Source organism: Flavobacterium akiainvivens (assembly GCF_001278115.1).
GTDB classification, from domain to species: domain Bacteria; phylum Bacteroidota; class Bacteroidia; order Flavobacteriales; family Flavobacteriaceae; genus Flavobacterium; species Flavobacterium akiainvivens.
The window spans coordinates 957,186-981,215 of record NZ_LIYD01000005.1 but is presented as its reverse complement, the minus strand read 5'-3'; the positions used below and the strand labels follow the sequence as shown (position 1 = coordinate 981,215).

Below are 24,030 nucleotides of genomic sequence, written 5' to 3'. Positions count from 1 at the left end.
GTGGGCTCCTGACGAGTTTAATTTGACACTAAAAGCGGCTTTATGCCGTTTTTTTTGGTTAATTTCGTTAGATATTATATCTGACTTTTATGAAAATCGCAATAGTATGCTACCCTACATATGGAGGTAGTGGCGTGGTGGCAACCGAGCTTGGCCTTGAGCTTGCCCGCCGCGGACACGAAATACACTTTATTACCTACAGGCAGCCCGTGCGCCTGGCATTGCTAAACCCCAACCTGCATTACCACGAAGTACACGTGCCCGAATATCCGCTGTTTCATTACCAGCCGTATGAACTGGCACTGTCGAGCAAGCTGGTAGATATGGTTAAGCTGCACGGTATAGAGCTGCTGCACGTGCATTATGCCATACCACACGCTTATGCGGGCTATATGGCCAAGAAGATGCTTAAGGAGCAGGGAATAAAGATACCTATGGTAACCACGCTTCACGGTACAGATATTACCCTTGTGGGCAACCACCCGTTTTACAAGCCTGCTGTTAGTTTTAGTATTAACCATAGTGATGTGGTAACCTCAGTTTCGCAGGACCTGAAAGATGAAACGTACAGGCTGTTTGATATTAAACGCGAAATTTTTGTAGTGCCCAACTTTATTGAGGTAAATAAAGATAAGCTGGCAGGCCTGCCGTGCAAACGCTCGCAAATGGCGGGAGATAACCAAAAAATTATTACCCATATAAGTAATTTTAGGGAAGTAAAACGTATTCCTGATGTGGTAAAGATTTTTAATGAGATTCAAAAACACATACCTTCTAAGCTGTTAATGGTAGGCGATGGCCCTGAACGCGAACCCGCTGAAAAACTGTGTGAAGAGTTGGGTATTATGGATAAGGTTATTTTCTTTGGCAACAGTAATGAGGTTAATGAAATACTTTGCTTTAGCGATTTGTTCTTACTGCCATCTCAAACCGAAAGCTTTGGCTTAGCTGCCCTTGAGGCTATGGCTACAGGTGTGCCGGTAATATCTACCAATAGCGGAGGCCTGCCAGAAGTAAACCGTGAAGGCTTTTCGGGCTACCTTGGCAATGTGGGCGATGTGCAGTATATGGCGCAAAAAGCCGTAGAGATTTTAAAGGATGATGAAACACTTGCCACCTTCAAGCAAAATGCGCTGAAAGTAGCCCAGGAGTTTGACATACAAAAGATTATGCCAATGTATGAAAACATTTACCGCCGTGCACTTAAGCAGCAGTTAGTACACCCCTGAGAATAAGATTACAAAAACTGGCATGGCTTTTGAAATTTGAATCCTATCAATCTTAAAACAAATATTATGAAACGTATTTTACTATCGGGCCTTGCCGCAGTTATGCTTACCTCGTGCAGCATTAATGTGCTTAATAATGCCACCATTAGCCCGGGTATTGCTTTTGAAGTGCTAAAACAGGAAACGATTGGCGGTCGTGAAGCTGAATCTAAACAGGTTATTTATAACCAAACGCAGTTAAACGACCTGTATAAAGAACTGGGCTGGACCAATGTGCCTTACGTAGATTTTAATAAAAACAATGTTGTGGCAATATTTATGGGGCAAAAAAGTACCGGTGGTTACAGCATTAGTGTTCGTAAAGTATCGGTAGACGGAGATACGGCAACGGTTTATGTAAAAACAACCAAGCCCGAGGGCATGGCTACTATGGCTATTACTACACCCTATACCATTACCCTGATTCCTAAAACAAAAGAAGTTGTTGTTGAAGAATAACCTACCTTTAACAGATATAAAGTAGAAGTCCCGCCATTGGCGGGACTTTCTTTTTATTTTCCATCTTTGTCTACAACCGGGCGGTTAGGGCGGTTAGCCAGTTCCCAGGCGGTTACAAAGGCCAGCTGTGCACGTTTTGCAAGCAGGTCATACTCAATTTTTTCAGGCTCATCGGTTTCCATGTGGTAATCATCATGTACACCATTAAAGTAAAAAATAATCGGGATGCCTTTTTTAGCAAAGTTATAATGGTCGCTCCTGAAATAAAACTGGTTAGGGTCTTTACGGTCGTTAAAGGTATAATCCAGCGTAAGGTGCGTATATCTTTTGTTAGCCTCTTCGTTAATGTTGTGCAGGTCTGTACTTAACCTGTCCGAACCTATTACATATACATAGTTGCCGTTGTCTTTATGTGCATCATCTCGGCGTCCTATCATGTCTATATTAAGGTCGGCAATGGTGCTGTCTGCCGGGAAAAGCGGGTTGTCGTTATAAAAGCGTGAACCGTGCAGGCCAAGTTCTTCACCCGTAACGTGCAGGAACAGTATAGAGCGCTTAGGGCCATAACCTTCTTTCTTGGCCTGTGCAAACGCCTGTGCAATTTCAAGAAGGGCTACTGTGCCTGAGCCGTCGTCATCAGCACCGTTAAATACCTCTCCGTTTTTAGTGCCCACATGGTCATAGTGTGCAGATATAACCAGTATTTCATTAGGCTTTTCAGTACCTTCTATAAAAGCCCAGATGTTTTCAGAATCGCCGGGTTTTACAGGAGAATAAGATCTGCTCATGTAAGCAGCCGGTATCTTTTGGTACCAGTCTGTAGCGGCTTTTGGATACGATATGCCGTTAGCTGTATACTGGCTTATAAGGTAGCGGCCGGCCTTCTTCTGGCCTTCTGTACCGGTATTGCGGCCTTCCATAGAATCATTAGCCACAATAAACAGGTGTTTTTTTAAATCTTCTGCCGTAATGGAATTCATGTATTTTTCCACCGGGGCGGTTGTATAGTCTTTTTTGGCATTTTTACTTGCCCCACAGGCTATAAACAGCCCGGTAAGAGAGAGCAGTGCGAGTTTTTTCATACAGATAAATTAGCTATCGTAAAAATATACATTTTACTTTAAAAACAAATAGGGTAGTGGTTTTAGTTACCTGCTAAAAAATCATCCATTGCATCAGTAAAGACATAAGGGCCAAACCGTTCAACTGCATAGAGGTAAAATTCATGGTATTCGGCGTTATCCGCCATTTCGGCTTTTTTAGCTTTTTCTAAAGGCAGCCATTCTTTTTTTGCCTGCATAGCACTGCTAAACATAGTTTTTGAAAGGTTTCTTTCTACCCAGCCGTATATTGATTCACCATTTTCAAGCTTGTCTCTTTTTGAAACAAAGTTTGCCTTTTTCATGTAAGCTGTCTCTAAAGACCTCCATTCGCGATATGAGTCAGAATCTTGTTGTTTTTTTATAAGTGCGGCAAGTTTTTTTTCAGCATCAATAAAGCCGGTTTCCTGTCTTATGTCTTCCCCATCAACTCCTTTATTCATCATTACATCTGTAACAATCTCCATACCATGTACTTTAGATAGTTCGAACATGGTCTTGTAAAATTCATTATCTTCGGGAGCAATTAACCTTGAGGCGGACTGAGCCTTTGCCCATTCGGCTTCGGCTTCTTCAATGTTTTTGAAGTCTGTTTCACCTATATGTTGCCTTACCCATTGTATTAGTTTATCATCTGAAAATATTTCCTGTATATTACCATTATAATTAGATTTATCAATAAATACCTTGGTGAGTTTGTAAGGGTTGTTCTTATATTTTGATTCAACGTGAGTAACATAAATAGTCCTCAGTTTACGATAATCGGCAGTGTATGCACTGTCTTTTTTTTGTTCTGCTGTATTTTGGGCAAATGAAGCCAGGCTAAACAGCAACAATAGAGAGGAGATATATTTCATAAATTATATTTTGGTTGGTTATTATTCCATAGTCATTACTTCCATCATTATATCCATAGTCATATAATGGCCATATTTGCTTAGGCATTCGTCATTAAAGTCATAAAAAGCTTCATTTTCTTTACGTTCAGCCGCCTTAGCGTCTTCAATTTTATTCCATTCTCTTTTGGCATCAGTAAGGCTGGTAAAAGTAGTACGCGATAAATTTTGCTCTACCCAGTCATACATTGTTTTTGGAAAAACTACTTTATCTTTTCTATGGTCAAAATTGGCTTTTTTACTATACTCTTTATCTAAGGAACGTATTTTTCTAAAGCTTTCTGACTTATTGTGCTCAATAGTAAGGGCTTTCAGTTTTTCATAAGCGGCTTTATATTCGGGATCTTCTTTTGGGTCGCGGTCACCAGCGCCCCGATTCAGCCTTACATCCATGATTATCTTACGGCCATGCTTTTCAGACATTTTCTTTTCCTCTTCATAAAAGTCAAGCTCTTCCTGTGGCCTTACCTGTCTTGCAATTTGCAGTTCCTGCCAAAGCTCATCGGCTTCTACCACACTTCTAAAAGCTGTTTTTTTTATGTTTTCCCGCACCCAAATTATAAGGCCGTCTTCAGAAGCCAATTCTTTCATTTCACCGTCAAATTTGGCTTTCATCATAAACTCTCTTAACAGCTTGTCCGTTTTAGTGGTCTTTTTTGAATCAATATATTTTATGTATAAGGCCCTCAGTTTATAGTAATCGGCTACATAAGTGCTGTCATTACTGTTGTTTGTTGCTGTATCGGGCTGAGCAAATGCAGGGATTAAAAATAAGGATAGGAGGATAGTGCAGATAAATTTCATAAGGATTGATTGGTTTAATTGTAAATATAAAAAAAGGAACGCTAATTGCGTTCCTTATAGTGTGTATACTTATTGTTTTCCAAACAATTCGTTCAGGAAATCTGTAAAATGCTGCCACGACCGCCTGTCGGCACTTTCGTTATAAGCAGCACCTTTGCTGTTGTCATTCCCGGCAGATTTTTCGGTAAAGGCGTGTACGGCATTGGCATAATATACCATTTGCCAGTCGGCCTTGCCGTCTTTCATTTCCTTTTGAAATCCTTCAATATCTTTTTGTGGCACAAAAGGGTCATCAGCGCCATGCAGCACAAGTACTTTGGCTTTTATAGCACTGTTTGGCCTCGAGGCATCTTTGCCCAGCCCCCCGTGAAAAGACACCACACCCTTAACGTTCATGCCTGCGCGTGCTGCTTCAATAGCGCCTGTACCGCCAAAGCAATAGCCAATAATAACAATATCGTCTTTATCGGCACCGGCTTTTATAACCTGGTCTATTGCTGCCTGTATGCGTTTTTGGTAGGCATCAACATTGTTTTTATAATAGCCTGCTTTTTCGCCGGCCTGCTGTGTATTAGCCGGGTAGTTACCTTCGCCATAAATATCGGCTACGAAAGCATAATACCCCATGTCTGATAATTTTGTGGCTACTTCTTTGGCATGGTCGTTAATGCCCATCCAGGCAGGCAGTACTACAATACCCGGTTTTTGTTTTAGTGCTTTTTTTGGGGAGGCCGAAAAGCCGTTTAGTTTCTGGCTGCCTTCGGTATAGGCAACTGATTTAAGTTGTGCATTCATGCTAAATGTTGCCAGTGCCAGCACCAGCGCAAATTTTAATTTCATTACAGGGTGTGTTTATGTTACTGTAAAGATAAGCAAAAAGCCCTCCTGCAAGGTGCAAAAGGGCTTAGCGAATTAAGAATTAAACCTCAATTAACTGTGCTGTAAGGCGTGTTTACCTTCTTTTATTTCTTCTATAAGTTTTTTGTTAAAAGCAGGTAGGTCTTGTGGTGTACGGCTGGTTACAAGGCCCTGGTCTACCACAACTTCACTGTCTTCCCATTTTGCACCTGCATTTTTCAAATCCTGGCTTATGGCTTTAACCGATGTTATTTTACGGCCGTCTACCACACCGGCATTAATTAGCGTTTGCGGGCCGTGACAAATAGCGGCAACAGGTTTCTTCTGGTCAAAAAATGCCTTTACAAAAGCTACTGCATTTTCATTAACCCTTAAATGATCTGGGTTTATAACCCCGCCGGGTAATACCAGTGCATCATAATCAGATGCTGATACCTGACTTACCGTTTTGTCTACAGTATATTCCGGACCCCAGTTTTTATCTGCCCATGATTTTATGCTGCCTGCTTCGGGTGCAATTACCTCAGCTGTCCAGCCTTGTTGTTCAATGGCTTCTTTGGGTGATTTAAGTTCGCTTTCTTCAAATCCGTGGGTGGCCAGTATGGCTACTTTCTTGCTCATGATTTTAATTTTTTAGTTAGTAAAATGTGTTTTATAAAATTACATCACGATGCAGATGACGTCGCCCAATGCTGTATTAAAGTTGTGCTAATGTTTGTTAATGAGAGTTTTAGCATGTGTAACTTTATAAAGATAATTCTTATAACCGCATGAAAGATACATTTGAGTGGGACAGGGTGCTGTTCAATAGCCTGCCGGCCAGCTTTTTATTTGAAGTTGCTTTTCGCACCGTGATTATGTTTGTTGTGGTGCTGATAACTTTAAAGTTAACGGGCAAGCGCGGTGTAAAGCAGCTGTCTATATTTGAAGTGGTAATTATTATATCGTTAGGCTCGGCGGCGGGCGACCCTATGTTTTATGAAGATGTAGGCCTTATACCGGCTATACTGGTATTTGTTATTATTTTAGGGATGTACCGCACTGTAACGTTTCTTTTAGCCAAAAGCAAACGTTTTGAAGCCTTTATGGAAGGCAAGGTGCAATGTATAATAGAAGATGGCCAGTTTAGTATAGAAAGCTTTGAACGAGAAGACCTGGCGCAGGATGAGTTTTTTGCCGAACTGCGTCTGCGTTCAGTTGAACATTTGGGCCAGGTGCGCAATGCATACATAGAAACTAACGGGGCAATAAGTGTTTATTTTTATGAAGATAAATATGTAAAATACGGGTTGCCCATTCGCCCGCAGCTTTTTGACCTTAAGAGTGTTAATATACCAAAAAGTGGGGTATACGCCTGCACTTTTTGTGCCAATACCCAAAACCTGGAACCTACCAAAGGTATATGCACCGTATGTAACCGAAACGAATGGGTAGAAGCCATAAACGTATTACGCGTAAAATAAAAAATCCGGGGATTTTATGCCCGGATTTTCAACTAACTAACTCAAATATAACATCAATATGATAAAGCCTTTCGGCTGATGTTGCCGGTTATTAACCCCTTCTTCCGCCACTGCTATTACCACCCCTGTTAGATGCCGGAGCGCTTTGGCGTGGTGCAGCTTGTGGTGTACTTCTTACCGCAGGTGCGCTTTGCCTTTGTGGCTCGCTGTTTCTTACTGCCGGTACACTTTGCTGTCTTTGTGGTGCAGACGGCGTATTCCTAACTGCAGGGGTAGTATTGCTCCTTTGTTGTACGGCTGGCGTACTTCTTTGCTCTATGGTGGTAGTCCTTTGTGGGGTAGACCTTACGGTTGCAGGAGTACTGTTAGCCCTTTGTGGTGTAGTTATCCTTTCCGGGGTACTATTTGTCCTTTCCGGGGTATTCCTTACTGAAGGTGTCTCAGTACTTACAGACGGTCTGGTAGCATTTCCTCTTGTTGTTGTATTAATCCTTGTAGCATTAGACTCAGTACTTGTAGTCCTGTCACGTGTTATGGTGCTGTTGCTACGTCCATTATTTGTAGCCGGTGTAAGGCTGCTCCTGCCGTTTGTTGTACCACGGCTGTTATTTCTTGTGGCAACTTCGCGGGTTTGTTCAAGCTCACGCCTGTTGCTTACATTAGCATTCCTGTTGCTAAAAGACCTGTTAGGATACTGCCTTTCATAAGCATTTTGCCTGCGGCCTGAATAAATGTTTACGGCCCTTGTGCTCCTGCGGTTGTCTACATACACATAGGTATTATGAACGTTTATGTGGTTGTGTATGTGTCTCCTGTAACGGTATACAGGATACGGAGTCCAGTAGGTATAATAGGTAGGGTAGTAGCCCCAATACCACGGTGAGTAGTAAGGGCGGTAGGTATTTGCCCAAAACACATTAAACATTACTGGCCTTACGGCATATACAGGTTCATAAATGTAGTTAGGGCCATACATATATACATCTCCCACTACCTGAACGCTTACATTATTGCTGCTGTCGCGCTCTACCTCAATAGTGGCTACATCCTGAAAAGTATCTACAGCTAAAACAGCCTGTAGTATTATAACGTGTGTATTGCTTTCGGTGGCTTCTATAACCCTTAGGTAATCAACACGGTTGTCTCCGTTAAGGTCAAGGTTAGATATCTGGTTTTTTGGGTCGTTAAGCCTGCGTTCAAAATCTTCCAGGTCAGACGATTCTCCAAATATAGATGCAACAGCCTGGAGGTCCAGGTTATCGCTTATGTCGGTATTGTTAGCAGTAACAGTGGTTACATCTTGTGCAAATATGCTGCCTATACTTAAAAAGGCAACGAGGGCGGTATTAATGATTGAAGTTTTCATAGCTTAAAAGTATTTCTTGGTACACTTATAGGAACGTTATTGTTGTTTGATTTGTTAATATCCAATATGCGTGCCAAAGTTTTTATGTACCTTTACCAAAAAATGCTAAGCCCCGTAAACACTGGGTTTTAGCTACAAATAAAATTTAATGGAAATAAGAAAAGCCTCTCAGGAAGACTATACTACCATATTTGAAATTGCAAATGTAACCTGGGATAATGCCTATAAAAGCATACTGAGCGAAGCCCAGCTTGAGTATATGATGGATATGATGTACAGCCCTTCGGCATTTACTGAACAGCTAAACATAAAAGGGCATCATTTTTTAATGGCATCAATAGATGGTAAAGATTTGGGCTTTGCATCTTATGAGCTTAATTACCGCTACGGTGTTACCAAGCTCCATAAATTATATGTTTTACCCCAAACACAGGGCACAGGCATGGGGCATGCACTTATAACAGCTGTAGAAAATGCCGCTAAGGCAAATGGCAATGAAACCGTAACACTTAATGTTAACCGTTTTAATAAGGCCATACATTTTTATGAGAAAAACGGCTATGCAAACACCGGTGCTGTAGATGTAAACATAGGCAACGGATACTTAATGGAAGACTATGTAATGGAGAAATCCCTAAGTTTTTAACAATACAAAAAAGCCGGAATTTAGTTATTCCGGCTTTTTTGTGGGTTGAGCATCACTTTCTACAACTGTTTTATGCAAATGTGATGTAATAGGTGCGGCTTCACGTTCAATTTCACGTTGCTCTACAAATACAGCAAATTCAGTAGGCTGAATCCTGCGCCCTTTAAAAATGGCATAAGTACGGGTAAATTCTGCTCCAAAATAAAGTATGGCGGCAGTGTAATATACCCAAAGTAAAATTACAATAAGCGACCCCGCTGCACCATAAGGCGATCCGGCGGCTGTAGTGCTTATGTACAAGCCTATTAAATAACGGCCTATAAGAAATAAGCAGGCTGTAAAAAATGCCCCGGCACGCACATCGCGCCACCTGATTTTGGCATCCGGCAGCACTTTAAATATTACACCAAACAAAACAGTTATTACCAGGAAGCTAATGGCTATGTTAGCGGCATTAAACAGTATTATGGTAAAATCAGGAAACCATTGCTTCAAAATATTATTTAGCCCCACAAGGGCACCATTGGCTATTAGCGAAACCATAAGCAAAAAGCCGAGCCCTATAATTATAGAACCCGAACGCAGCCTGTCTTTTATCAGCTTCAGCCAGCCTTTCCTTGGTTTGGCTTTTACCTTCCATATCATGTTTATAGAGTCCTGTATTTCGCCAAAAACGGTTGTGGCGCCAATTATTAGTGTTATTACACCTATAACTACAGATAGTGTTGTTTTGCCCGAAAGCTGCATATTGCGTATTACCTGTTGTATTTGTGCTGCAGCCTGGTCGCCTATCAGGTCGTGTATTTCGGCAAAAACACGCCCCTCGCTTGCTTCCTGCCCAAATATGGCCCCTGCAAGAGAAATAATAAGCAATAGTAACGGAGCCATAGAAAAGACCGTGTAATAAGATAGCGATGCACTAAGCTTAAGGCCTTTATCCTGCATAAAGCTGGTAAAGGTTTCCTTTAAAACCGTTATGCTGCTTTTAAGCGTTTTTTTGGTAAATATCTTCTTCATTTTTGGGTGTGGTGCGTTTTTATCCAAATGTAAATATACTGTCAGGCGAATGCTACAATATTAACATATCTATAAATTCCACGGTAATTTTTAGTGCCTTTTTTTAAGGGTATAATGGTGGTATGGGGCAAAACAAAATTATTTCATAAAAATGGGTTAAGGGCGTGCCAAGCGCCTTGCCATTTAACAGTAAAAGCCTTAATTTTATAGGGCTTTTCGGGGCATTTTTAATCAATTGGCAACTAACATTTTCCATCATGAAAGTAGTGATAATAGGAGGGGGCTTTGCAGGTGTTAACCTTGCAAACAACCTTGCAAACAACAAAGACTTTGAAGTTACTCTGGTAGACAAAAACAATTATAACTTTTTTCCGCCGCTTATTTACCAGGTGGCAACAGCCTACCTTGAGCCTTCAAGTATTAGCTATCCTTTCAGGAAATACTACCGTGATAAGGAAAATATTACATTCCGTATGGGCGAATTAGTGGCTGTTAGGCCTGCTGAGAATATTGCAGTACTGCATAACGGCGAGCTTGAGTATGATGCCCTTATATTTGCAACCGGGGCTGAAACCAATTACTTTGGTATGGAAAACGTGAAGAAAAACGCCATACCCATGAAAACGCTTAACGATGCGCTGGAAATGCGCAACAAGCTGCTGCAAAGGATGGAAAAAGCCACCCTGCATACTAACAGCCGTGAGCGCCGAAAGTATATGAATATTGTGGTGGCCGGTGGTGGCCCAACTGGTGTAGAAGTATCGGGTATGTTTGCCGAAATGCGTAAAGGTATTATGCGCAAAGAATATCCTGAACTTGCTACAAGTATTAGTAATGTATACCTGGTTGATGGTGCAGATGCACTACTTTCGCCTATGAGCAAGGCCAGCCAGAAAGATACGTATGATGCGCTTAGCAAACTGGGTGTTATAATTAAGCTTAACGTGCGCGTAACCGATTTTGTAGATGATACTGTGCATTTAAGCAACGGCGAAACCATACAGGCAAAGAACCTGATTTGGGCTGCCGGTGTGGGTTGCCGCGTTTATGATGGCCTTCCGGCAGAAAGCTTTGGCCCGGCAAAACGTATGATAGTTGATGAGCATAACAAGGTTGCCAACACAAGCAATATTTATGCAATTGGCGACACCTGTTTCCAGACCAGCGATGCCGATTGGCCTAAAGGGCATCCGCAGGTGGCACAGGTTGCCATACAGCAGGGTAAACACCTTGCCAAAAACTTTAAAAAACAAATAAAAGGCCAGGCACTAACCCCGTTTAAATATCACGATAAAGGCTCAATGGCCATTATTGGTAAAAACAAGGCTGTGGTAGATTTACCTAAACCAAAAATGCACTTTAAAGGATTGCTTGCATGGCTTATGTGGCTGTTTATCCACTTAATGTCTTTGATTACTTTAAGAAACCGTTTGGTTACGTTCTGGAACTGGATGGTATCTTATTTTAGTATGGACCAGCCACTGCGTATGATTATAAGGCCTGAAAAAAAGATTAGGACAGCACCGGGGGCACCGGCAGCTACTTCGCCTGAAAGCAGTAAGGTATAAATTGTAAAACCCGCCAATAAGGCGGGTTTGTTTTTTTATATTCTGTTTACAAAAAAAAGCCACCTAATGGATGGCCTTCATATTGTAAAAATTTCAATTAAGAATTTTCAGTTTTCAGCAGGCTTGCAATTTGCTCAGCAAGCTCTGTGCCTATACGGTCCTGCGCCTCAAGGGTAGCAGCACCTATGTGTGGTGTAAGCGATACATTAGGGTGCATTAGTACCTGTATAGCCGGTGTAGGTTCATTTTCAAATACGTCAAGGCCTGCAAAGGCAACTTTTTTACTGTCAAGCGCTTCAATAAGGGCAACTTCGTCTATCACACCTCCGCGTGAAGCGTTAACAATACCCACGCCGTTTTTCATGGTTTCAAATTCCGGTTTACCTATTACATAACCGCCTTCCTGCGCCGGTACGTGCAGGGTAATAAAGTCGGCTTCCTTAAGTATTTGTTCAATAGGTTCGGTTACAATATCTACATTAATAAACTGGCCGTTGTAAAAGTCAACGCGGATAGCAGCTTCTCCTACAAATTTATCTGATGCTATAACCCTCATGCCAAGGCCAAGGGCCACACGCGCCACAGAGCGCCCTATACGGCCAAAACCAATTATACCAAGGGTCTTGCCTCGAAGTTCGATACCGTTTGCATAGGCTTTTTTAAGCGCTTCAAAATTGGTGTCGCCTTCAAGGGGCATATTGCGGTTAGCATCGTGTAGGAAACGCACACCGGTAAACAGGTGGGCAAATACCAACTCAGCTACCGAGTCTGATGACGAAGCCGGGGTATTGATTACGTGGATGCCTTTTTCGCGGGCATATTCCACATCAATATTATCCATACCCACACCGCCACGGCCTATAATTTTAAGGCCCGGGCAGGCATCTATAATGTCTTTGCGTACCTTGGTAGCGCTGCGCACCAGTAGTACGGCAACATCATTTGTATTTATGTAATTGGCAACCTGCTCCTGGGCTACCTTGGTGGTTATAACTTCAAAACCGGCGTCTTCAAGGGCTATAATGCCGCTTTTAGAGATACCATCGTTTGCTAATATTTTCATTTTTGAAATTAGATTTTAGAATTCAGAAATCAGAATGAGCTTCACTCAGAACCTGAAAACTGTATTTATTTTTGACTGATTAACTTTTTGCGAAATAAAGATTCCTCAACTCCGCTGCGCTTCGTTCGGAGTGACAAAATGCGCTTCGACAGGTTCAGTGTTACTGCTATTGTCGGCTGAGTGAGAATTCCCCCTTTGGGGGTTAGGGGGCTACTGTGCGTTCTAATTCTTTCATTACATCCACCAGTACCTGTACGCTTTCAATGGGCATGGCGTTATAAATAGAGGCGCGGTATCCGCCAACTGACCTGTGCCCGGCAAGGCCACTGATACCGGCGGCTTTCCATAACTTGTCAAACTGCTCTGTATGGGCTTCGTTTTCAAGCAAAAAGCATACGTTCATTTTAGAGCGGTCTTCGGTTTGGGCAGTGCCTTTAAACAGTGGGTTGCGGTCAATTTCGCCATACAGCAGGGCTGCTTTAGCATTGTTTTTGGCCTCTATAGCTGTAACGCCCCCCTGTTCCTTAAGCCATTTCAGCGTAAGGTAAGATGCATATACCGGGAACACCGCCGGGGTGTTGTACATGCTTTCTTTATCAATGTGCTGCTTGTAGTCTAATAGCGACGGAATGCTGCGGCCGGTTTTGCCCAGCAGCTCTTCCTTAATTACAATTAGCGCGGTACCCGCAGGGCCCATGTTTTTTTGTGCACCGGCGTATATAATGCCAAATTTAGAGAAATCAATCTCACGAGAAAAAATATCAGAGCTCATGTCGCACACCAAAGGCACGTCAGTTTCCGGAAATTCGTTCATCTGGGTACCGAAAATAGTATTGTTGCTGGTGCAGTGAAAGTAATCGGCGTCGGCCGGTATGGTATACCCTTTAGGGATGTAGTTATAATTCTGGTCTTTGGATGAAGCCACAACTTCGGTAGAGCCAAACTTCTTAGCCTCTTTTATGGCAGCCGAAGCCCAGGTTCCGGTATCAAGGTAAGCGGCCTTGCCGCCTTCTGTAAGCAGGTTGTAAGGCACGCGGATAAATTCAAGGCTTGCACCACCCGAAAGGAAAAGCGCCTGGTAGCCTTTGCCTGTAAGCCCCATAAGCTCAAGTACAAGGGCGCGGGCATCTTCCATAACGGCAACAAAGTCTTTGCTGCGGTGCGATATTTCCAGGATTGAAAGGCCGGAACCGTTAAAATCAAGAATTGCCTGTGCTGATTTTTCAAATACTTCCTGTGGCAGGATTGATGGCCCTGCACTAAAGTTGTGTTTTTTCATTATTGTTGAAGTGTTACTTAATGTGTGGCAAATTTCTTAATTAAGTGCCGAATAACCGCTAAGAATAACGTAAAAAATCAACTTAAATTTTCGACAAAAATGCAATTGTATCAACATTATCGGCATAATCGCTCAGGCCGGGCTTTTGGGTATTGCCAAATGCTATTGCGCCTTCAAAGCTATTGCCACTAACAATGCATTGTATCTGCTCATGCTCATCCCCAAGCTTTTGTTTTATATCATCAATTTTATCATAATACTCATAAAACACGCTCGATATAGGCGATGCATAGCCCGGGTCTTCCTTAAGGGTAAGGAATTCGTTATCCAGCAGCTTAAAGTTGCTCATAAGGAATACAGCCTTATTATAGTCGTAATTATTGGCATATTTATCGTAGTGGATGATATCGCCATAGGTAAAAATAGCCTCAAAAAAGGCCTTAAAATCATAGCCCTGCGGTACAAAAAGCTTCGACACGTTGCGGCATCCAAGCCCAAAATAGCGGAAGATGTCTTCGCCCAGGCCTACAAGCTCTTCATGTGTTTCGTTGCCAGTCAGTACTGCTACGCTGTTGCGGTTTTTACGGATAATGTTGGGCTTATCTTTAAAGTAGTATTCAAAATAGCGGGCAGTGTTGTTGCTACCGGTGGCAATAACGGCATCAAAACCCTCAAGCTTTTCTTCGGTAAAGGTTATTTGTTCGGCAAGGCCGGGCTCAACTGTAATCAGGTATTTTGCAAGGAAAGGTAACAGCTGCTTGTCGTTACTCGACAGTTTTACCAGTGCCTTATGGCCTGAAACCAAAACCGATACAAAATCGTGGAAGCCCACCAGCGGAATATTCCCCGCAAGTATAAGGGCTACGGTTTTGGGTTGGGTATTATTAATAGTGTACGGGGTAAGCCAATTGTCAAGGTTTTGTGGTGTAAGGGCTTCTGCCCATTGTTCAGCAGCAAAATACACCTGCTCTGGCGTAAACCAGCGGTTGTGGTGCTGCGACTGGTTAATGAGGCTTATAAAGCTCTCAAAAAATGTATCATTAAACGGAACCTCCTGGTTGTGAGTGCTTCCACTTAAATGAAACTGGTTCAGGAAGCTGCCCAGCGTGGTAAATGCTTTTTTTATTTCTGTTAACGTCATGGTGCTTGCTTATGAATGGATTTGGACGTAATTTTGCGGCAAATTTACGTTAATAATATTAAAGAGTAAGCCATGGCTATCATTATAACAGACGAATGTATAAATTGCGGTGCCTGCGAACCCGAATGTCCTAACACGGCCATTTATGAGGGCGCAGACGACTGGCGCTATAAAGATGGTACCAGCCTGCGTGGCAGTATAGTACTGCCCAGCGGCGAAGAAGTAGATGCTGATGCACCCCACACGCCTATAAGCGATGATATTTATTACATTGTACCCGGTAAGTGTACTGAGTGTAAAGGTTTTCATGACGAGCCCCAGTGTGCTGCCGTTTGCCCGGTAGACTGCTGCGTGCCCGATGATAATTATGTAGAAGACGAAGAAACCCTGCTAAACAGGCAATCGTTTTTACATGGAGAATAATTATTTGGATTGTTAGATATTTCGATTGTTTGAATTTTCGACTGAATTCATAAAAAAAACCTGAAGTAACTTACTCCAGGTTTTTTTGTTTCATAGCATGTCCCGTCCTGAAATATCGATACACAAAAAAAGTATCAAAATGGAAGGACAAAACAATTATGTAAGGCGTACCCAAAAAGATTACACTTTAAGTTTAAAGATTCAAATTGTAAAAGAGATTGAATCGGGTGAGCTTTCAACTTATGCCGCGCAAAGAAAATATGGCATCCAGGCTCGTTCAACAGTTGTAAATTGGCTTAGGAAATATGGTAACTTTGATTGGGAGAATCAAACACCATCGAATATGCCAAAGACACCTGAACAACGTATTATGGAACTTGAGGCCAAAGTAAAGCTTTTAGAAAAGCAGAAAGCCCAGCTTGAAAGTCAAAACCATATATCCGATTCTAAAGCTATTATTTTTGATATGATGATAGACTTAGCGGAAAAGGAATATAATATTGACATCAGAAAAAACTTACCACCCGGACAATCCAATCCTTCAGTAAAAAAAGGCAGGAAAGCTTAAGCTTCAGCTGTGGTTTGTTCGGGATAGACAGGCAGGTTTATTATCGAAGTGTTAAACGTGTCAAGCTTCGCAGGAGCCTGGCGGAACAGGTTGTAGGACTTGTAAAGGAACAGCGCATAGCCCAACCCCGGCTTGGTACACGCAAATTGTATCATATACTTAATAATAAGCTTAAAGATTTAAAAGTAGGAAGGGATAAGTTCTTTAGTATTTTAAAAGCAAATCATTTACTGATAAAGCCTAAAAGGAGTTATCATGTCACTACATGGTCACACCATCGTTTTAGAAAGCATCCTAACCTGATTAAAGAACTTGATATTACTAAACCGGAGCAGGTGTGGGTATCCGACATTACATACATCGGGAAACGGGATAAACCTTGTTATTTAAGCTTAATAACAGATGCTTATTCTAAAAAGATAATGGGATATGATGTGTCTGATTCCCTGAGCACACAAGGCAGTATTAATGCTCTAAAAATGGCTCATAAGAACAGGATGTTTAAGGCTGAATCATTAATACATCATTCAGACAGGGGAATACAATATTGTTCGGATGAGTATCAATATTTATTAAAAAAATGTAACTTGAAATGTAGTATGACTCAAAACTCAGATCCTTATGAAAATGCAGTAGCGGAAAGGGTAAATGGAATATTAAAACAGGAGTTTATGATTGACGCTTACCATCTTGAATTATCATTAATGAAAAAGCTGGTAGCGGAGGTTATAAATAAGTATAATCAAATCAGGCCACATTGGTCAAATTATATGCTGACTCCAAACAAAATGCACCTGCAAAGCAGTATCAAAATGAAAACCTATAAAACAAAAAACAGAAGTAACCCGAAAGCTACTTCTGTCTAAAAAAATGTATTTTTACTATTATTAATCCTGTATCGTTATTTTAGGACTAGTCAGCAATTTAGATTCGATAATTCGATTTTTAGATTGTTCGACAGCATCACTTAGTCTATCCGTAAAGTCGGACAATCGAAATATCTAACAATCTAATTATCCTTTTGTTTTGTAAACGTCTGTATTGTTATGCCATCGGCTTTATCATCATAAGTTTCTACAACAAAATCGCCGTTATCGTTAAAATACCCTATAGAGGTACTGTCTTTTGTCCTGTAAATGTATTGGCCGTTAGCGGTTTTACGTACCACGGCATAGTTCCTGTCGTTAGGAGATGCAATTTTGTAGCCTGATTTATCAGTTACAAAAATATATTGTTCACCATTAAGGCTGTAGTAGGTAGGCACGCCATCGCCCGATATGGTTGTAGACCTGCTTACTTCCTGGTTAGTATAAGTGGCTTCTTTGTTTAGTTTTTTGCTATCAGCATCTTTAAGCTGAATGTTTTGGTTAGAAGTCACCGTTTCAGTTTTGGTTACCTTTTTAGGTTTACCCGTACCATCATTAACCGTAACAGTTGTGGTTTTTATCTCTTCTGTTTTGTTTTTATCCTGTGCAGTAGCCGAAAGGCCAAGTGACAGTAGTATTGCGATTGCTATATTTTTCATGATATTCAGTTTTTAGGTTGCTCATACAAAGGTAGTTGTGTAGTGTTAAAGAGAGTTTTAAGGAAAGTCTAAAAGAGTCATAAAAGGTTCTGAGGTGCTTAGGTACTGAGGCGCTTAGCCCAGATGAGTAAGAAAGCTCAGAACCTAAGAACCTAAGTTGCTCAGAACCTTAAAAAAACCTATCTTTGCACCCTCAAAAAACAACAACCTATAATGAAAGCAGGTATAGTAGGATTGCCAAACGTGGGCAAATCGACCCTTTTTAATTGTTTGTCTAACGCCAAGGCGCAAAGTGCCAACTTCCCGTTTTGTACTATTGAGCCTAACGTGGGTGTGGTAAACGTGCCCGACCCAAGGCTTTTAAAGCTTGAAGAGCTGGTAAACCCTGAACGCGTAGTGCCTGCCACTGTAGATATTGTAGATATTGCCGGCCTTGTAAAAGGTGCCAGCAAGGGCGAAGGCCTTGGTAACCAGTTTTTGGGCAACATACGCGAGTGTAACGCTATTATACACGTGTTGCGTTGCTTTGATAACGACAATATTGTACACGTAGACGGCAGCGTAAACCCTATCCGCGATAAAGAAACCATTGATATAGAGCTACAGCTTAAAGACCTTGAAACTGTTGAAAAACGCCTTGAAAAAGCGCGTAAGGCAGCTAAAGTGGGCGCTAAGGAAGCCCAGGTTGAAGTAGCCCTGCTTGAAAGGATAAAAGATGCCCTGCTACAGGCTAAAAGCGCCCGTACCGTGCAGCCACAAAGCCAGGACGAAGCCGACCTTTTAGAGGCGTTCCAGCTTATAACTACAAAGCCGGTGCTGTATGTATGTAACGTAGACGAGAGTTCTGCCGTTAATGGAAATAAGTATGTAGACCAGGTACGTGAGCTTGTTAAAGACGAAAATGCCGAAGTAATGTATCTTGCTGTAGGTACTGAGGCTGATATTACCGAGCTTGAAACCTTTGAAGAGCGCCAGATGTTCCTGGAAGACCTTGGCCTTAAAGAGCCGGGCGCCAGCGCACTTATACGTGCGGCATACAAGTTGCTTACGCTACAAACGTATTTTACCGCCGGTGTAAAAGAGGTTAGGGCGTGGACTATAAACATAGGCAACACTGCACCACAGGCTGCAGGTGTTATCCACACTGATTTTGAAAAAGGCTTTATCCGTGCAGAGGTTATTGCATATGACGATTATGTAACTTTTGGAACTGAAGCTAAAGTTAAAGAAGCCGGTAAACTGCGTGTTGAAGGTAAGGAATATATTGTGAAGGATGGCGATGTAATGCACTTCAGGTTCAACGTATAATGTATTAAGATTACAGTATTAAGTATTAAGACTGTGTTTTAGATATAGAACGCCCCGCAATCGCGGGGCGTTTTTATTGATATAGGAAGGCATTCACTTTTACAGAATCTATTGCTGCCCACTTGCCATTTTGCTGTATATATTTAGCATCAAGGTGCTGTTCTTTTTTTACCTTATGTTTGCCATTCTTTTTCTCGCGATAAAAACAATGTGTATAATGCATGATAACTGTATCGCCGGACATCTCCATTTTAGAGCTTAAATCTTTGTAAATGTCTTTTTTGCCTGTCCAAGCCCATATAGATTCGGTTATGCCCACCTGTTTTTCCTGTGGTATTATGTCATTAAATACATACAATTCTCCTCCGCAGTAGGCTGTACCTGTACCGCAGGTTAAAAACGTGTAGTAATTGCCATATTTACGCAAGCAGTTATCTATACCGTTCCAGCAGCATTCAAAGTTATTAAAGATGTATTTTTCCTTCTTTAAAACAGTACCGTCAGGCCTGGCTTCGCATAGCATATAGCCATAGTGTGCAATAACGCGAACACTGGATATGTAGTTGCCGTTTGCCATTTTGTAGTACTTGCCAAGGGTGTCGGTTACAGGAGCGTTCAGGTCAATCGTGTAAAGTGTATCTGACGGGTCAATCTTTAGCAGTTGAAGCACGTTGGCTGGTGTTATATAACCGGAATCGGCTACAAAGCCTGTAGTTTCTCTATTAGATTTTATGCCTTTGGCAGATATCAAAAAGCAACACAGCGCAATGCCGAAAAGGCCCGCGAGGTAGGGAAGGAGGTTTTTCATAAAGCAGCTGGATTTTATTGTAAATGTAAATAAAAAACTGCCCCGTTTCCGGGGCAGCTTCCACAATTAATTTGAGTTAGTTAGTATTTAATCTGAGGTAATTTCATACTATTCCTACTTTCATAACAGCCTTTTTATATATAGAGCAGTATAATTGTGTAAAGGTTGGGAGCGGAGTAAAAAAAAAGCTATCCGATTAGGGATAGCTTGATTAATATTTAACTGTTAAGCTGATTATTTTTTTCCAAAAAGCTTATCAATTTGCTTGCGGGTCATATATGTACTGTCTGAAGTATCTTCAGAAATACTTTTAGCAATATACTTTTTAAACTGGAAACTCATTGTTCCCATATTTTTTTCAAAATGCAGCTTTACAGTATCTTCGCCAAAGGCTATATCAACGTCAGCTTCTTCTTTTGCTTCCATTTTTTTGGTAATAGCATCATAAAGCTTTTGCAGGTCTTCTTCTGTACCGGTAAGCATAAATGATGCTTTTACATCTTTAGTTTGGTATTTTATATCCTTAAATTCAAACTTGTAATATGTATCGTATTTTTCAAGTATTATGGATCCCGAACCTAAAGGTGCTACTTTTCCAATTTGCGTTTGCGCATTAACCGAAACTACAACTAAAAGAAATAATAGCGAGATGATTTTTTTCATTTTAAGATTGTTTTTTATGAATTAAATGCATCACAATAGTAAAATTGTGATGCATTTTTTTGATTTGTTACAGCTTAGCCAGTATGCTGTTAAGCGTTTCACTTGGCCTCATGGCAGCGCCGGTCTTAGCATTGTCAGGGTGGTAATAACCGCCTATTTCCTGTGCTTTGCCTTGTGCTGCAATAAGTTCAGTATCTATTTTAGCTTCGTTTTCAGTCAGCTCTGCAGCAATAGGGGTAAAGGTAGCTTTAAGTTCGGCATCCTTATCCTGTGCAGCAAGGGCCTGTGCCCAGTATAGCGCAAGGTAAAAATGCGAACCACGGTTGTCTATCTGTCCTACACGGCGTGCAGGGCTCTTATCATTCTCAAGGAATTTCTCGTTAGCCTGGTCAAGCGTTTCGCTAAGTACAAGTGCTTTTTTGTTGTTTTGGGTTTGGCCAAGGTGCTCGAATGATACACCAAGCGCAAGGAACTCACCAAGCGAATCCCAACGCAGGTAACCTTCTTCTACAAATTGCTGTACGTGCTTAGGGGCAGAACCGCCTGCGCCGGTTTCAAACAGGCCTCCACCGTTCATTAGCGGAACGATAGAAAGCATTTTAGCCGATGTGCCCAGCTCAAGGATTGGGAAAAGGTCAGTAAGGTAGTCACGCAGTACGTTACCGGTAACTGATATGGTATCTTTACCTTCTTTAATCCTTCCAAGAGAGAAGTTTGTAGCGGCAATAGGGTCAAGTATTTGTATGTCAAGACCGTCTGTATCGTGGTCCTGAAGGTATTTTTCAACTTTGGCAATAAGCTGTACATCGTGTGCACGGTTTTCGTCAAGCCAGAAAACAGCAGGGGTATCGCTAAGCCTTGCGCGATTAACGGCAAGCTTAACCCAGTCCTGAATAGGTGCATCTTTAGTTTGGCACATCCTGAAGATATCACCGGCCTCTACAGCCTGCTCCATGTATACAGTACCGTTGTTGCTGTCAACCACTTTAATTACACCGTTAGCCGTAGCCTGGAATGTTTTATCGTGAGAGCCATATTCTTCAGCCTTTTGCGCCATAAGGCCCACGTTTGGCACACTGCCCATAGTAGCAGGGTCAAAAGCACCGTTTTTCTTGCAGAAGTCAATAGTTGCAGTATATACACCACTGTAGCTCCTGTCCGGAATGATGGCTTTAGTATCTTGCTGCTTACCTTCTACATTCCACATCTGGCCGCTTGTACGAATCATTGCAGGCATAGAAGCATCTACAATAACATCGCTTGGCACGTGAAGGTTGGTAATACCAAGGTCAGAGTTTACATAAGCAAGGGCAGGGGCAGTAGTGTAAACCGCTTCAATAGCAGCCTTAACTTCAGCTTCCTGTGGTGTGCCGGCTATTTTGGCATACACATCGCCAAGGCCGTTACGGGTATCAACACCAAGCTGCTTAAACAGGTCGGCATATTTTGTGAATACATCTTTGTAGAATACCTCTACTATAGCACCAAAGATGATAGGGTCAGAAACCTTCATCATGGTAGCCTTAAGGTGTACTGAGAATAGTACGCCCGTAGCTTTTGCATCTTCGATTTCTTTAGAAACAAATGCTTTTAGCTTGGCAAGGTTAAGCACAGAGCTGTCAATGATTTCACCTGCTTTAAGCGGGGTAGACGCTTTTAGTACAGTTGAAGCGCCATCGGTACCTACAAACTCAATCTTAACATCGGTAGCTTCTGTAACGGTAACCGATTGCTCGCTGCCGTAGAAGTCGCCTTCGTTCATGCTGGCAACGTGTGTTTTGCTGTCGGCACTCCAGGCACCCATTGAGTGTGGGTGTGCTTTGGCGTAGTTTTTAACGGCCTTAGGCGCACGGCGGTCTGAGTTACCTTCGCGAAGTACAGGGTTAACTGCTGAACCTAATACTTTTGCATATTTTGCCTTAACGGCTTTGTCTTCTTCAGTTTGTGCATCTTCAGGGTAGTTAGGCACGTTGAAGCCCTGCTCCTGAAGTTCTTTAATGGCGGCTTTAAGCTGTGGTACAGAAGCCGAAATGTTTGGAAGCTTAATAATGTTAGCCTCCGGTGTATTGGCAAGCTGGCCAAGCTCTGTAAGGGCATCGCCTATTTTCTGGTCTTCAGTAAGGTTTTCAGGGAAGTTGGCAAGGATACGGCCTGCAAGCGAAATATCCCTGGTTTCTACTTCAATCCCGGCAGTTGAGGCAAATGCCTGAACAATGGGAAGGAACGAATGGGTGGCCAGCATAGGGGCCTCATCAGTTATCGTGTAGTAGATTTTAGATGTAGACATTGTGTTTTGTTTAAAAACCTGTTGCAAACGTGGCAAAAGGATGTTGTTATACGGTTACTTATGTTTGTTTGTTATGTCCTGCAAAATGCATTTGGAAACAGTATGCACGCACACTAACCCCAAATTAAAAAGCAAGGCTCGCAAAGATAGCAAAAGTAACAGCAAATGGTCAATCTTAAATTCGTAAAAAAACGATGTAGAATTTTTGTTATTGGTAATTGGTTCCCAAATTTTTAATGAATTGTAAATAGGGTGTTTTAGCACTAATTGAACTATATAAGTTATGCCCCTGTGTTTAGATGGGGTGGGTTGATTTTAAAATTATAAAAGTTTGCTGTTTGAGTATTTTAATTGTTGTTCAGCAAGAATTAGCCGTTAAAATATGGGGCTTTAGTTGCATTTTACAAGAGTTGCAATGTTATGATAGGCCGAATTAAAGAAATCAACATCATGCACAGGGCTTTTTATGATGTATTGCCGTATATCAAAATCTGAGATGCGTGAATAATGGAACACTATTTTCTTCTCAAATCCTTCAAGGTAGTCCATATAGTATTTTGCCCTGGACACGTTAATTGCCGACTCATGTTCAATCTTATTTGCCCTGTAAAGGCCGCATTGATAGATTTGGTAGTTCCAGTGCCCTATGTCTTCAAAAATGCCGTGGCTTAAAATAATGAATGCTTCAACCTGATAAGGCTTAACAGTGCCGTTGTCTAATTGTTGTAATAACAGATGTTTTATAGCAGAAACAGTTGCCGTATCATTACCCATTTCAAGATAATGTAATATTACAATATCAGATTGCGTGAATGGACCCAATAATGTATCATTTACAACTTTTGCACCGATTCTTTTTTCGTTATAAAACCCATTGGTTTCTAAATAAGCCAGTAGGTTTTTGGTGTTTTCTTTAAAAAGGTTTTGTAAAGTATCAGGCAGTTCATATTCACTTGCAAATTTGGTCTGCCTTAGCCTATTGTAGGTACTGTCTTTGATGAAAAATGTTCTAAGCCCTTGCGTGTACTGTTTGGTTGTGTTTTGAAATTTTTGCCTTATTGTATCAGCTTCTTTAATTATTGCAGCCATATCACTATCATCCAGCCATTTTTTAAAGGTATTGCGTTTAAAGAAATTACTGCCCACTCCTGTTTTGGCAAGTTGGGTTGATAATGCGATAAGTTTTTGTTTGTCGTTTAATTTAGATGAGCACACGCACGCATTATACAAATCCTGTGCAAAAGTTACTCCGGTATTAAAGGCTGCCTGATATTCATTGAGTGCTGCAGTGTAATTATTATCAATAATGTAAAGTTCTGCAGCGTTAGTATGCTTGTTATACATACTGCCTGTGTTTTGTGAATGGCAAACAGTTGTGCTGATAACAAGAAAGAGAAGTAAAATGATTTTTTGCATAGAATGTTGGTTAGGCTGCTGTTATAAACACAAAAAAGGCCCTGATTATTGTAAAGACAAAAAAAGAACCCCGCTAATGCGGGGTTCAATATAAAAATTACTGT

Annotated in this window: 24 protein-coding genes; 9 read left to right on the top strand and 15 right to left on the bottom strand. The window is 41.5% G+C overall.

Going from position 1 to position 24,030, the window contains the following annotated elements:
• Positions 1–89: 89 nt before the first annotated feature.
• Complete coding sequence (gene bshA / locus AM279_RS04460) at positions 90–1,229, top strand: N-acetyl-alpha-D-glucosaminyl L-malate synthase BshA (protein WP_054406461.1); 1,140 nt, start codon at positions 90–92, stop codon at positions 1,227–1,229.
• Positions 1,230–1,295: 66 nt separating this feature from the next.
• A complete protein-coding gene (locus tag AM279_RS04455; RefSeq protein WP_054406458.1) occupies positions 1,296–1,727 on the top strand; it encodes a protease complex subunit PrcB family protein in 432 nt (143 codons plus the stop codon).
• Positions 1,728–1,780: 53 nt separating this feature from the next.
• On the opposite strand, the gene AM279_RS04450 is transcribed toward AM279_RS04455, so the two are convergent.
• From AM279_RS04450 to AM279_RS04430, 5 genes are all read right to left on the bottom strand, one after another.
• A complete protein-coding gene (locus AM279_RS04450) occupies positions 1,781–2,809 on the bottom strand; it encodes a M28 family metallopeptidase (protein ID WP_054406456.1) in 1,029 nt (342 codons plus the stop codon).
• A gap of 62 nt (positions 2,810–2,871) precedes the next feature.
• Complete coding sequence (locus AM279_RS04445; protein WP_143090447.1) at positions 2,872–3,684, bottom strand: hypothetical protein; 813 nt, start codon at positions 3,682–3,684, stop codon at positions 2,872–2,874.
• Between the two features lie 21 nt (positions 3,685–3,705).
• Positions 3,706–4,527, bottom strand: coding sequence for a hypothetical protein (locus AM279_RS04440; RefSeq protein ID WP_054406451.1), 822 nt, complete (start codon positions 4,525–4,527; stop codon positions 3,706–3,708).
• A 69-nt stretch (positions 4,528–4,596) separates the two neighbouring features.
• Positions 4,597–5,367: a dienelactone hydrolase family protein gene (locus AM279_RS04435; RefSeq protein ID WP_054406448.1), complete on the bottom strand. Its 771-nt coding sequence runs from the start codon at positions 5,365–5,367 to the stop codon at positions 4,597–4,599.
• Between the two features lie 90 nt (positions 5,368–5,457).
• The gene (locus AM279_RS04430; RefSeq protein ID WP_054406446.1) at positions 5,458–6,006 is read right to left on the bottom strand and encodes a type 1 glutamine amidotransferase domain-containing protein; all 549 of its coding nucleotides are present in this window, start codon (positions 6,004–6,006) and stop codon (positions 5,458–5,460) included.
• Positions 6,007–6,155: 149 nt separating this feature from the next.
• Between AM279_RS04430 and AM279_RS04425 the strand changes: the two genes are divergently transcribed.
• Positions 6,156–6,848 carry a DUF421 domain-containing protein gene (locus AM279_RS04425; RefSeq protein WP_054406444.1) on the top strand — a complete coding sequence of 231 codons (693 nt, stop codon included), beginning with the start codon at positions 6,156–6,158 and terminating at the stop codon, positions 6,846–6,848.
• 91 nt (positions 6,849–6,939) lie between these two features.
• Here the strand turns inward: AM279_RS04425 and AM279_RS04420 are convergent, their stop codons facing one another.
• The gene (locus tag AM279_RS04420) at positions 6,940–8,214 is read right to left on the bottom strand and encodes a hypothetical protein (protein ID WP_054406442.1); all 1,275 of its coding nucleotides are present in this window, start codon (positions 8,212–8,214) and stop codon (positions 6,940–6,942) included.
• A gap of 148 nt (positions 8,215–8,362) precedes the next feature.
• Here AM279_RS04420 and AM279_RS04415 point away from each other — a divergent pair, with 148 nt between their 5' ends.
• Positions 8,363–8,860: a GNAT family N-acetyltransferase gene (locus AM279_RS04415; RefSeq protein WP_054406440.1), complete on the top strand. Its 498-nt coding sequence runs from the start codon at positions 8,363–8,365 to the stop codon at positions 8,858–8,860.
• Positions 8,861–8,884: 24 nt separating this feature from the next.
• Here the strand turns inward: AM279_RS04415 and AM279_RS04410 are convergent, their stop codons facing one another.
• Positions 8,885–9,877 (bottom strand): YihY/virulence factor BrkB family protein, encoded by a 993-nt coding sequence (locus AM279_RS04410; RefSeq protein ID WP_054406437.1) that lies wholly within the window; start codon positions 9,875–9,877, stop codon positions 8,885–8,887.
• A 257-nt stretch (positions 9,878–10,134) separates the two neighbouring features.
• On the opposite strand from AM279_RS04410, the gene AM279_RS04405 reads away from it, so the two are divergent.
• A complete protein-coding gene (locus AM279_RS04405; RefSeq protein WP_054406434.1) occupies positions 10,135–11,445 on the top strand; it encodes an NAD(P)/FAD-dependent oxidoreductase in 1,311 nt (436 codons plus the stop codon).
• Between the two features lie 97 nt (positions 11,446–11,542).
• Here the strand turns inward: AM279_RS04405 and AM279_RS04400 are convergent, their stop codons facing one another.
• From AM279_RS04400 to AM279_RS04390, 3 genes are all read right to left on the bottom strand, one after another.
• Positions 11,543–12,508, bottom strand: coding sequence for a D-2-hydroxyacid dehydrogenase (locus AM279_RS04400; protein WP_054406431.1), 966 nt, complete (start codon positions 12,506–12,508; stop codon positions 11,543–11,545).
• A 202-nt stretch (positions 12,509–12,710) separates the two neighbouring features.
• Positions 12,711–13,787: a 3-phosphoserine/phosphohydroxythreonine transaminase gene (gene serC, locus AM279_RS04395; RefSeq protein ID WP_054406429.1), complete on the bottom strand. Its 1,077-nt coding sequence runs from the start codon at positions 13,785–13,787 to the stop codon at positions 12,711–12,713.
• Between the two features lie 82 nt (positions 13,788–13,869).
• Positions 13,870–14,928 carry an acyl-CoA reductase gene (locus AM279_RS04390; RefSeq protein WP_054406428.1) on the bottom strand — a complete coding sequence of 353 codons (1,059 nt, stop codon included), beginning with the start codon at positions 14,926–14,928 and terminating at the stop codon, positions 13,870–13,872.
• 72 nt (positions 14,929–15,000) lie between these two features.
• Between AM279_RS04390 and AM279_RS04385 the strand changes: the two genes are divergently transcribed.
• The 3 genes from AM279_RS04385 to AM279_RS04380 all read left to right on the top strand — a co-directional run bounded on the left by AM279_RS04385 (position 15,001) and on the right by AM279_RS04380 (position 16,785).
• The gene (locus AM279_RS04385) at positions 15,001–15,351 is read left to right on the top strand and encodes a 4Fe-4S dicluster domain-containing protein (RefSeq protein WP_054406427.1); all 351 of its coding nucleotides are present in this window, start codon (positions 15,001–15,003) and stop codon (positions 15,349–15,351) included.
• A gap of 139 nt (positions 15,352–15,490) precedes the next feature.
• Positions 15,491–15,919, top strand: coding sequence for a transposase (locus AM279_RS20810; protein ID WP_054410124.1), 429 nt, complete (start codon positions 15,491–15,493; stop codon positions 15,917–15,919).
• A gap of 14 nt (positions 15,920–15,933) precedes the next feature.
• Entirely contained in the window at positions 15,934–16,785 is an 852-nt protein-coding gene (locus AM279_RS04380) for an IS3 family transposase (protein ID WP_054406426.1), read from the top strand.
• A gap of 143 nt (positions 16,786–16,928) precedes the next feature.
• Here the strand turns inward: AM279_RS04380 and AM279_RS04375 are convergent, their stop codons facing one another.
• The gene (locus tag AM279_RS04375) at positions 16,929–17,444 is read right to left on the bottom strand and encodes a hypothetical protein (protein WP_054406425.1); all 516 of its coding nucleotides are present in this window, start codon (positions 17,442–17,444) and stop codon (positions 16,929–16,931) included.
• Between the two features lie 213 nt (positions 17,445–17,657).
• Here AM279_RS04375 and ychF point away from each other — a divergent pair, with 213 nt between their 5' ends.
• Positions 17,658–18,752, top strand: coding sequence for a redox-regulated ATPase YchF (gene ychF / locus AM279_RS04370; RefSeq protein WP_054406424.1), 1,095 nt, complete (start codon positions 17,658–17,660; stop codon positions 18,750–18,752).
• Between the two features lie 73 nt (positions 18,753–18,825).
• Here ychF and AM279_RS04365 read toward each other — a convergent pair whose 3' ends face one another.
• From AM279_RS04365 to AM279_RS04350, 4 genes are all read right to left on the bottom strand, one after another.
• On the bottom strand, positions 18,826–19,560 hold the full coding sequence (locus tag AM279_RS04365) for a hypothetical protein (RefSeq protein ID WP_054406423.1): 735 nt from the start codon (positions 19,558–19,560) through the stop codon (positions 18,826–18,828).
• A gap of 234 nt (positions 19,561–19,794) precedes the next feature.
• Entirely contained in the window at positions 19,795–20,223 is a 429-nt protein-coding gene (locus AM279_RS04360) for a hypothetical protein (protein WP_054406422.1), read from the bottom strand.
• Between the two features lie 67 nt (positions 20,224–20,290).
• Positions 20,291–22,510 (bottom strand): NADP-dependent isocitrate dehydrogenase, encoded by a 2,220-nt coding sequence (locus tag AM279_RS04355; protein ID WP_054406421.1) that lies wholly within the window; start codon positions 22,508–22,510, stop codon positions 20,291–20,293.
• 390 nt (positions 22,511–22,900) lie between these two features.
• Complete coding sequence (locus tag AM279_RS04350) at positions 22,901–23,926, bottom strand: hypothetical protein (RefSeq protein ID WP_143090456.1); 1,026 nt, start codon at positions 23,924–23,926, stop codon at positions 22,901–22,903.
• Between the last annotated feature and the right edge of the window lie 104 nt (positions 23,927–24,030).

Excerpts from the sequence above, each read along its gene's own strand:
- bshA (WP_054406461.1), top strand. The coding sequence starts at position 90 with ATGAAAATCGCAATAGTATGCTACCCTACATATGGAGGTAGTGGCGTG.
- AM279_RS04455 (WP_054406458.1), top strand. The coding sequence starts at position 1,296 with ATGAAACGTATTTTACTATCGGGCCTTGCCGCAGTTATGCTTACCTCG.
- AM279_RS04450 (WP_054406456.1), bottom strand. The coding sequence starts at position 2,809 with ATGAAAAAACTCGCACTGCTCTCTCTTACCGGGCTGTTTATAGCCTGT.
- AM279_RS04445 (WP_143090447.1), bottom strand. The coding sequence starts at position 3,684 with ATGAAATATATCTCCTCTCTATTGTTGCTGTTTAGCCTGGCTTCATTT.
- AM279_RS04440 (WP_054406451.1), bottom strand. The coding sequence starts at position 4,527 with ATGAAATTTATCTGCACTATCCTCCTATCCTTATTTTTAATCCCTGCA.
- AM279_RS04435 (WP_054406448.1), bottom strand. The coding sequence starts at position 5,367 with ATGAAATTAAAATTTGCGCTGGTGCTGGCACTGGCAACATTTAGCATG.
- AM279_RS04430 (WP_054406446.1), bottom strand. The coding sequence starts at position 6,006 with ATGAGCAAGAAAGTAGCCATACTGGCCACCCACGGATTTGAAGAAAGC.
- AM279_RS04425 (WP_054406444.1), top strand. The coding sequence starts at position 6,156 with ATGAAAGATACATTTGAGTGGGACAGGGTGCTGTTCAATAGCCTGCCG.
- AM279_RS04420 (WP_054406442.1), bottom strand. The coding sequence starts at position 8,214 with ATGAAAACTTCAATCATTAATACCGCCCTCGTTGCCTTTTTAAGTATA.
- AM279_RS04415 (WP_054406440.1), top strand. The coding sequence starts at position 8,363 with ATGGAAATAAGAAAAGCCTCTCAGGAAGACTATACTACCATATTTGAA.
- AM279_RS04410 (WP_054406437.1), bottom strand. The coding sequence starts at position 9,877 with ATGAAGAAGATATTTACCAAAAAAACGCTTAAAAGCAGCATAACGGTT.
- AM279_RS04405 (WP_054406434.1), top strand. The coding sequence starts at position 10,135 with ATGAAAGTAGTGATAATAGGAGGGGGCTTTGCAGGTGTTAACCTTGCA.
- AM279_RS04400 (WP_054406431.1), bottom strand. The coding sequence starts at position 12,508 with ATGAAAATATTAGCAAACGATGGTATCTCTAAAAGCGGCATTATAGCC.
- serC (WP_054406429.1), bottom strand. The coding sequence starts at position 13,787 with ATGAAAAAACACAACTTTAGTGCAGGGCCATCAATCCTGCCACAGGAA.
- AM279_RS04390 (WP_054406428.1), bottom strand. The coding sequence starts at position 14,928 with ATGACGTTAACAGAAATAAAAAAAGCATTTACCACGCTGGGCAGCTTC.
- AM279_RS04385 (WP_054406427.1), top strand. The coding sequence starts at position 15,001 with ATGGCTATCATTATAACAGACGAATGTATAAATTGCGGTGCCTGCGAA.
- AM279_RS20810 (WP_054410124.1), top strand. The coding sequence starts at position 15,491 with ATGGAAGGACAAAACAATTATGTAAGGCGTACCCAAAAAGATTACACT.
- AM279_RS04375 (WP_054406425.1), bottom strand. The coding sequence starts at position 17,444 with ATGAAAAATATAGCAATCGCAATACTACTGTCACTTGGCCTTTCGGCT.
- ychF (WP_054406424.1), top strand. The coding sequence starts at position 17,658 with ATGAAAGCAGGTATAGTAGGATTGCCAAACGTGGGCAAATCGACCCTT.
- AM279_RS04365 (WP_054406423.1), bottom strand. The coding sequence starts at position 19,560 with ATGAAAAACCTCCTTCCCTACCTCGCGGGCCTTTTCGGCATTGCGCTG.
- AM279_RS04360 (WP_054406422.1), bottom strand. The coding sequence starts at position 20,223 with ATGAAAAAAATCATCTCGCTATTATTTCTTTTAGTTGTAGTTTCGGTT.
- AM279_RS04355 (WP_054406421.1), bottom strand. The coding sequence starts at position 22,510 with ATGTCTACATCTAAAATCTACTACACGATAACTGATGAGGCCCCTATG.
- AM279_RS04350 (WP_143090456.1), bottom strand. The coding sequence starts at position 23,926 with ATGCAAAAAATCATTTTACTTCTCTTTCTTGTTATCAGCACAACTGTT.